The organism is Amycolatopsis sp. GM8, from assembly GCF_021653975.1.
In the GTDB taxonomy this organism is placed as follows: Bacteria; Actinomycetota; Actinomycetes; order Mycobacteriales; family Pseudonocardiaceae; genus Amycolatopsis_E.
The window spans coordinates 194,470-202,125 of sequence record NZ_JAJKFK010000004.1 but is presented as its reverse complement, the minus strand read 5'-3'; the positions used below and the strand labels follow the sequence as shown (position 1 = coordinate 202,125).

Sequence of the window (7,656 nt, the reverse complement as noted above, 5' to 3'; positions counted from 1 at the left end):
CGAGCGCGTCGCCGGTGGCGATGTCACCGATCCCGTAGCGCGCGAGCCGCGCCCGATCGGCGTCGTCGAGGTGTCCCGTCATGGCACTGTCTTCCCGCCACAGACCCCAGGCGACCGACTGCGCAGCCAGCCCGCGGGAACGGCGGTGCGCCGCCAGCGCGTCGAGGAAAGCGTTGCCCGCGGCGTAGTTCGCCTGTCCGGGGCCGCCGACCGTGGCGACCGCCGAGGAGAACAGCACGAACTCGTCCAGCCGCACGTCCTGGGTCAGCTCGTGCAGGTTCCAGGCTCCGTCCACCTTCGGCCGCAGCGCGTGCGCGAGCTGGTCCGGGTTCATCGCCGCGACGGTCGCGTCGTCCAGCAGACCGGCGGTGTGCACGACCGCGCGCAGGGGCTGATCTTCGGGAACGGCTCCCAGCACCGCCGCGACCGCCTCCCGGTCGGCCACGTCGCAGGCGACGACGGTGACTTCGGCGCCGGTCGCGCGCAACTGCGCCACCAGTTCCGGCGCGCCGTCGGCGTGCTGCCCGGAGCGGCTGACCAGGAGCAGATGCGGTGGCCGGTCCGCGGCCGCGAAGCGCCGCGCGATCACCGCGCCGAGCGCCCCCGTGCCGCCGGTGATCAGCACCGTTCCGGCGTCCCCGGTAAGAGGCCGGCCGGGTCCCGGGGGCAGCGCCAGCGGGGTGAGGCGTGGCACGAGCACGGTTCCCGAGCGCACGGAGGTGTCCGGCTCGGCTGTCGCGGCGGCCGGAACCGGCTCGGGCGAGTCCACGTCGACGAGACCGAAACGACCGGGGTGCTCGGTGATCGCGGTGCGCACGAGCCCCCGGACCGCGGCGCCGGCGAGGTCAGTGACGTCTTCGTTCTCCTCCAACGCGACCGCACCGGTCGTGACCAGGACGAGCCGGCTGTCGGCCAGCTTCGGCTCGGCGAGCCAGCGCTGCATGGCGCCGAGCACGGCTCCCGTGCGCGCGTGGGTTTCCGTTGCCGCATCATGGTTGTCGCCCCGCACGCGGGCCAGGACCACGCTGGGAGCGGCCTGTCCGGTGGCGACAGCGTCGACGAAGGGGCCGAGGGCCTCCACCGACTCGAGTTCGAGGATTTCGCCGGTCACCGGAGCACCGCCGGTCCGGGGGATCCACGTCACGCCGTAGGCCGTGGGTTCCGGGAGCGGCGCCAGATCACCACGCGCCACCGGCCGGAAGGCGAGCGAGTCCACCTCGCCGATCGCGGCACCGTCGCCGTCGGCGAACTCCAGCCGCACCCGGGACTCCCTGACCGGCTCGATCCGGACCCGGAGCGTTCGCGCCACGCGACCGGTCAGCCGCATCCCCTCGACGGCGAACGGAAGCAGCGGCTCGCCGGCGTTCCCGGTGCGCATTGCCGCCAGTCCGGCGACCACCGGGTGCAGCGCCGCGTCCAGCATCGCCGGATGCACCGCGAACCCGTCGTCGTCCCCGGTCGCCGCGATCTCGGCGTACACGGTCTCGCCCACCCGCCAGGCGGCGGTCAGTCCCTGGAAGCGCGGGCCGTAGTCGTACCCCAGCGCGTACAGGCGCTCGTACGTCCCAGCCAGCTCAAGCGGTTCACCGCCGGGCGGCGGCCACGCGGTGAGGTCGCGACCGCTCGCCGACGGGGCCGCGGCCAGCGTGCCTTCGGCGTGAGTGGTCCACTCCCCATCGGCGCCGTCCCTGGAGTGCACGCGCACCGTCCGCCGCCCGTGCTCGTCGGTCGCGACGCGGACCTGGATCGGCGTGGGCCGCCCTCGTTTCAGCACCAGCGGTGCGCGCAGGGTGAGCTCGGCCAGGCCCGGGGCACCTGCGATCCCACCGGCGTGCACGGCCAGCTCCGCGATCGCGGTGCCCGGTACCAAGACGGTTCCGAGCACGCTGTGGTCGGCGAGCCAGGGGATGGCGCCGAGGTCCAGTTGCCCGGTCAGCACGACGCCGCCGTCGGCCAGTGTCACCGCGGAAGTGACGAGGGGGTGGCCGGTCTCGCCGGGAACCACCCGCGGCAGCACGGAAGGCAACCAGTAGCGGTCGCGTTCGAACGGGTAGGTGGGCAGTTCCCCGCGGATGTCGTGCGACGGTGTGGTGGCGGGCCAGCGGACGCCCGCGCCCGCGAGGTCCGCCAACGCGGCGGAGCGGGCGAAAGCGCGCAGGGTGGGCTCGTCACGGCGGAGGGTCGGGATGACGGCGGCGTCGGCATCCCGCTCGCCGAGGAGGCCGTCGAGTCCGAACGTCAGCACAGGGTGCGGACTCACCTCGACGAACCGGCTGTGACCCGCGTCGAGCAGCGCTCGCACGGCGAGGTCGAACCGGACGGTTTCGCGCAGGTTGCGGAACCAGTACGCCCCGTCGAGGGCGCGGGTGTCGATCGCCTCGCCGGTCACTGAGGAGTAGAACGCGATGCCGGAACCGCGGGGCTCCAGCGATCGGAAGGTGTCCAGCAGCCTCTCGCGCAACGGTTCCACGTACCGGGTGTGCGACGCGTAGTCCACCGGGACGCGCCTCGCGCGGATGTCGTTCTCCTCGCACCACGCGAGCAGCTCGTCCAGCTCGCCGCCGTCACCGGCAACCACCGTGGCCCGCGGCCCGTTCACGGCCGCGACCTCGATGGAACCGTTGCGGTCAGCCAGAATCCGCCGCACCTCGCCGACCGGCAGGGTGACCGACATCATCCCGCCGTCGCCGGCGATGTCCACCAAAGCCTTGCTCCGCAACGTGACCACCTCGGCCGCCTCGGCCAGGGTCAGCGCGCCCGCGACGTACGCGGCGGCGATCTCGCCCTGGGAGTGACCGACGACGGCGTCGGGGAGCACGCCCACGGACCGCCAGAGCGCGGCGAGCGAGACCATCACTGCGAACAGCACGGGCTGGACCACGTCGACCCGGTCGAGCTCAGGCGCTCCCGCGTCCCCGCGCAGGACCGCGAGCAGCGACCAGTCGGTGTGCCGGGCGAACTCGGCCTCGCACGCCTCGATCTCACGTGCGAAGGCAGGCGAGGCCGCGAGCAGCTCTCGCGCCATCCCGGGCCACTGCGAGCCCTGTCCGGGAAACACGAACACCGTGCGCCCGCTGACCCGGCGCCCGGTGAGCGCGCCGTCGTCCGCTTCGGCGATCGCGGTCAGTCCGGCACGCAACTCTCCGGGATCGTCCGCGAAGACCGCTGCCCCGTGCTCCAGCCGCGCGCGCCCCAGCAAGGCGGAGGCGATCTGCGCGGGAGCGCTCGTGCCGTTCTCACGCAGGTGGGTCACGAGCGCCTCGGCCTGCCGGCGCACGGCGGCGGAATCCTTGGCGGACAACAGGATCGGCACGGGCAGTGGGCCGGTCTCGCCGGATGCTCCGGGTCCCGTCGCTGGTTGCCTGGGGGCCTCCTCCAGCAACACGTGGGCGTTGGTGCCACTGATCCCGAACGACGAGACGCCGGCGCGGCGGAGCCTGTCGTGCTCCGGCCACGGCACCGGCCGGGTCAGCAGCGCCAGCCCCGAGTTTTCCCACGCCACGTGCTCACTCGGCTCGTCCGCGTGCAACGTCCGCGGCAGCACACCGTGACGCAGCGCCATCACCGTCTTGATCACGCCACCGACACCGGCCGCGGCCTGGGCGTGCCCGATGTTCGACTTCAGCGAGCCCAGCCACAGCGGAGACCCCGCCGCGCGGTCCACCCCGTAGGTCGCGCTCAACGCGCCGGCCTCGATCGGGTCACCGAGCTTCGTCCCGGTCCCGTGCGCCTCCACCACGTCCACGTCGGCCCCGGTCCAGCCGGCACCCGCCAGCGCCTGCCGGATCACCCGTTCCTGCGCGCGCCCACTGGGCGCCGTCAGCCCGTTCGAGGCACCGTCCTGGTTCACCGCGGAACCGGCCACCACCGCCAGCACCGGATGACCACGACGACGCGCCTCCGACAGGCGCTCCACCACCAGCACACCCACACCCTCGGCCCAGCCCGTACCGTCCGCGCCCGCGCCGAACGCGCGGCATCGGCCGTCCGCGGACAACCCGCGCTGCCGTGAGAACTCCACGAACATCCCCGGCGACGCCATCACCGCCACCCCACCGGCCAAAGCCAGGGAACACTCCCCCGACCTCACCGATCGAACGGCCAGATCCAACGCCACCAACGACGACGAACACGCCGTGTCCACCGTCAGCGCGGGCCCCTGCAAGCCCAGCACGTACGCGATCCGGCCCGACGCCACACTGGTCGTGTTGCCGGTGAGCAGATACCCGTCGGCGATACCCGCGCCGCCCTCGTGCAGTTTCGGCGCGTAGTCCGCCGTGGTGGCGCCGATGAACACGCCCGTGTCGGATCCCTTGAGTGACAACGGATCGACCCCCGCGCGCTCCAGCGCCTCCCACGACACCTCCAGCAGCAGGCGCTGCTGCGGATCCATCGCCGCCGCCTCACGCGGCGAGATCCCGAAGAACTTGGCGTCGAACTCCGCGACGCCGGAGACGAAACCACCGTGCCGGGTGATGGAGGTGCCCGTCCGCTCCCCTTCGGGATCGAAGAGCCCGTCCAGGTCCCAGCCGCGATCCTCCGGGAACTCGCCGATCGCGTCCGCGCCGGATTCGACCAGGCGCCACAGATCCCCGGGCGACCGCACCCCGCCCGGATACCGGCAGCCCATACCCACGATCACGACCGGATCCGGCTGCCCTGGCGCCTTGGCCACCGGCGGAATGGCGACCGGATCCGCCTGCTCGCCACGGAGGTGTTCGGAAAGAGCGGCTGCGGTCGGGTAGCTGAACAGCGCCGCGGTATCCAGCTTCGCGCCGATCGTCTCGTTGATCCGGTCCCGCAACTCGACCAGGCCGAGCGAATCCAGTCCCAGGTCCTTAAAGGACGTACCGGCATCGACCAGCGCGGGGTCGGTGTACCCCAGCACAGCGGCGACCTCGGCCCGGATCCTGCCGTCGAGGTCGGCACCGGCCGGGCTCGGCACGTCGTCGCGCTCAGCGGGCTCCGGTTCCGGTTCCGGCCGCGCGGAGGGAGAAGTCCCGGCAGGGACGGGGGTCAGCCAATGCCTGTCCCGCTGGAACGGGTAGGTCGGCAGTGGCACGCGCGCACCGGCCCGGCCGAACACCGCGCCCCAGTCCACCACCGCTCCGCTGGTGAACAACCGGCCCACCGCGGCGTCGATCGACGCGAGCTCATCGCCTTTGCCCAGTGTGGGGATGAAGACGCGCGCCGTCCCCGGCAGTGTCTCCCGGCCGAGCGCGCTCAGCGTGGCCGAAGGCCCGGCTTCGACGAACACGCAGGCACCGGCCTGATCGAGCGCCCGCAATCCGTCGGCGAAGCGGACAGGCTGCCGGGCGTGCCGCACCCAGTAGACCGGATCGCGCAACTCCTCGTCCACCAGTCGTCCGTCTACTGTGGACACGAACGGGATCCGTGGCACGCCGAACGTCAGGCCCGCGATCTCGTCCGCGAACGTGTCCAGCATCGGCTCCATCAGCGGCGAGTGGAACGCATGGCTGACCCGCAACCACCGCGTGCGGTACCCGAGTTCCCCGGCGCGCGCGGCCATCTGCTCCACCGCGTCCCGCGCACCCGACAGCACAGTCGCGGCAGGACCGTTCACCGCGGCGATTCCCGCAACGGGAGTGTGGGGGCCGAGCAGCTCCGTCACCGCGGGCTCGTCCGCGGCCACCGCGAGCATCGCGCCGCCTTCGGGCAGTTCCTGCATCAGGCTCCCGCGCGCGACGACGAGGTGCGCCGCGTCCGCGAGGCTGAGCACACCGGCGCAATGCGCGGCGGCGATCTCACCGATCGAATGGCCGCTCACGAAGGAGGCGTTGACGCCCCACGATTGCAGCAGCCGGAACGTGGCGACCTCGACCGCGAACAGAGCCGGCTGGGTGTTGGCGGTCCGGTCCAGCAACTCGCCCTCGGCAGCCCAGATCACGTCCTCGACGGGCCGCGGTAGGCGTGCGTCGAGCTCGGCGGCGACTTCGTCGAATGCCGTCCGCCAGGCGGCGAACTCCCGGTGTGCGAGGCGCCCCATGCCGATCAGCTGGGCGCCCTGTCCGGGGAAGAGCACCGCGACATCGCCGGTGACCGGGGTGCCCGTCAGCACCCCGGCGGCCGACCGTCCACTTGCGACCAGATCGAGCCCGGCGAGGAGATCGGCTCGCTCCCGGCCGGTGACCGCGGCCCGCTCTGGGAACGCGGTGCGGCTCGTGGCGAGCGCACGTGTCACGTCCGCCCGCGGGATTTCGCTTCCGGCCAGCAACTCCCGGATGTTGCGGGCCTGCTCCCGCAAGGCGGGCGCCGTTTTCGCGCTGAGCACCAGGGTTCCGGGCCCGCCGGCCGGTAGTGCGGCGGGCGGCTCGGCGGCGGGCGGCTCGGCGAGCACGACGTGACAGTTCGTCCCACCCATGCCGAACGAACTCACCCCGGCCACGAGACGCCGCTGGGGGTGCGGCCACTGCCCGCCGTCCGCCTGGACCTGGAGGTTGAGCCGGTCCAGGTCGATTTCCGCGTTCGACTCGGCGAAATTGAGGCTGGCGGGCAGGTAGCGACGGTCGATACCGAGCGTGGTCTTCAGGAGACCGGCAATGCCCGCCGCGCCTTCCAGGTGCCCGATGTTCGTCTTGACCGAACCGACTCGCAGCGCGGCGTCGCGTGCCTGCCCGAGGGCGGTGCCCAGGCCGAGCGCTTCGAGCGGATCTCCCACGCGGGTCCCGGTTCCGTGCAGTTCGACGTATTGCACGTCGGCCGGTGACGTCCCGGCCATCGCGTGGGCCCGGGCGATGAGCTCGGCCTGCGCCCGCGCACTGGGCACGGTGAGCCCGTCGGTCGCACCGTCGTTGTTGACCGCGCTGCCCAGGATCACCGAGTAGATGTGATCGCCGTCCTCGACGGCGATGCTGAGTGGTTTGAGGACGAGCAGCGCCGCGCCCTCGCCGCGAACGTAGCCGTTCGCCCTGCTGTCGAAGGTGTAGCAGCGGCCGTCCGGCGAGAGCCCGCCGAACCGGGTCACGGCCACGGTGCTTTCCGGACCGGCGATGAGGTTGACGCCACCCACCAGTGCCACGGTGGATTCGCCGCTGCGCAGGCTCTCGGCCGCCAGGTGCACCGCCACCAGTGACGAGGACTGCGCGGTGTCGACGGCCATGCTCGGCCCGCGCACGCCCAGCGTGTACGACACGCGGTTGGCGATGATGCCCCTGGTCGTACCGGTCAGCGTGTGCCGGGTGATGGCCGTGCCGCCGCCCGCGGTGGAGAGCGTGGCGTAGTCGTCGCCGATCGCGCCGATGAACACCCCGGTCCGGCTGCCGGCCAGTGCGGCGGGCAGCATCCCCGCGTCCTCGAGCGCCTCCCAGCTCAGCTCCAGAACCAGCCGCTGCTGCGGATCCATCGCCGCCGCCTCGCGCGGGGAGATCCCGAAGAATTCGGCGTCGAACCGGTCGATGCCGTCGAGGTATCCCCCGTAGCGAATGCCGGGAGCCGCGTGGGCGAGCTCGTCCAGAAGTGCGGAACCGCCACGATCGGCGGGTACCTCACGCACCGCGCTACGCCCGTCCCGCAGCAGTTCCCAGAAGGCCGCCGGGGTCGGCGCGCCGGGCAGGCGGCAGGCCATCCCGACGACCGCGACCGGCTCGGACGTCACGTCATTGCTCACCGAAAACCCGCTCCCCACTTGCCGTCGCC

General features: G+C 72.6%; 3 pseudogenes. All 3 read right to left on the bottom strand.

Features of this window, described 5'->3' with window-relative positions:
* Positions 1-103 precede the first annotated feature (103 nt).
* Positions 104-1,048 (bottom strand): annotated as a pseudogene (locus LOZ83_RS40775) (beta-ketoacyl reductase); the annotation flags it as partial.
* A gap of 141 nt (positions 1,049-1,189) precedes the next feature.
* Positions 1,190-1,606, bottom strand: a pseudogene (locus tag LOZ83_RS40770) (polyketide synthase dehydratase domain-containing protein); the annotation flags it as partial.
* Between the two features lie 93 nt (positions 1,607-1,699).
* Positions 1,700-7,615 (bottom strand): annotated as a pseudogene (locus LOZ83_RS40765) (type I polyketide synthase); the annotation flags it as partial.
* Positions 7,616-7,656 lie beyond the last annotated feature (41 nt).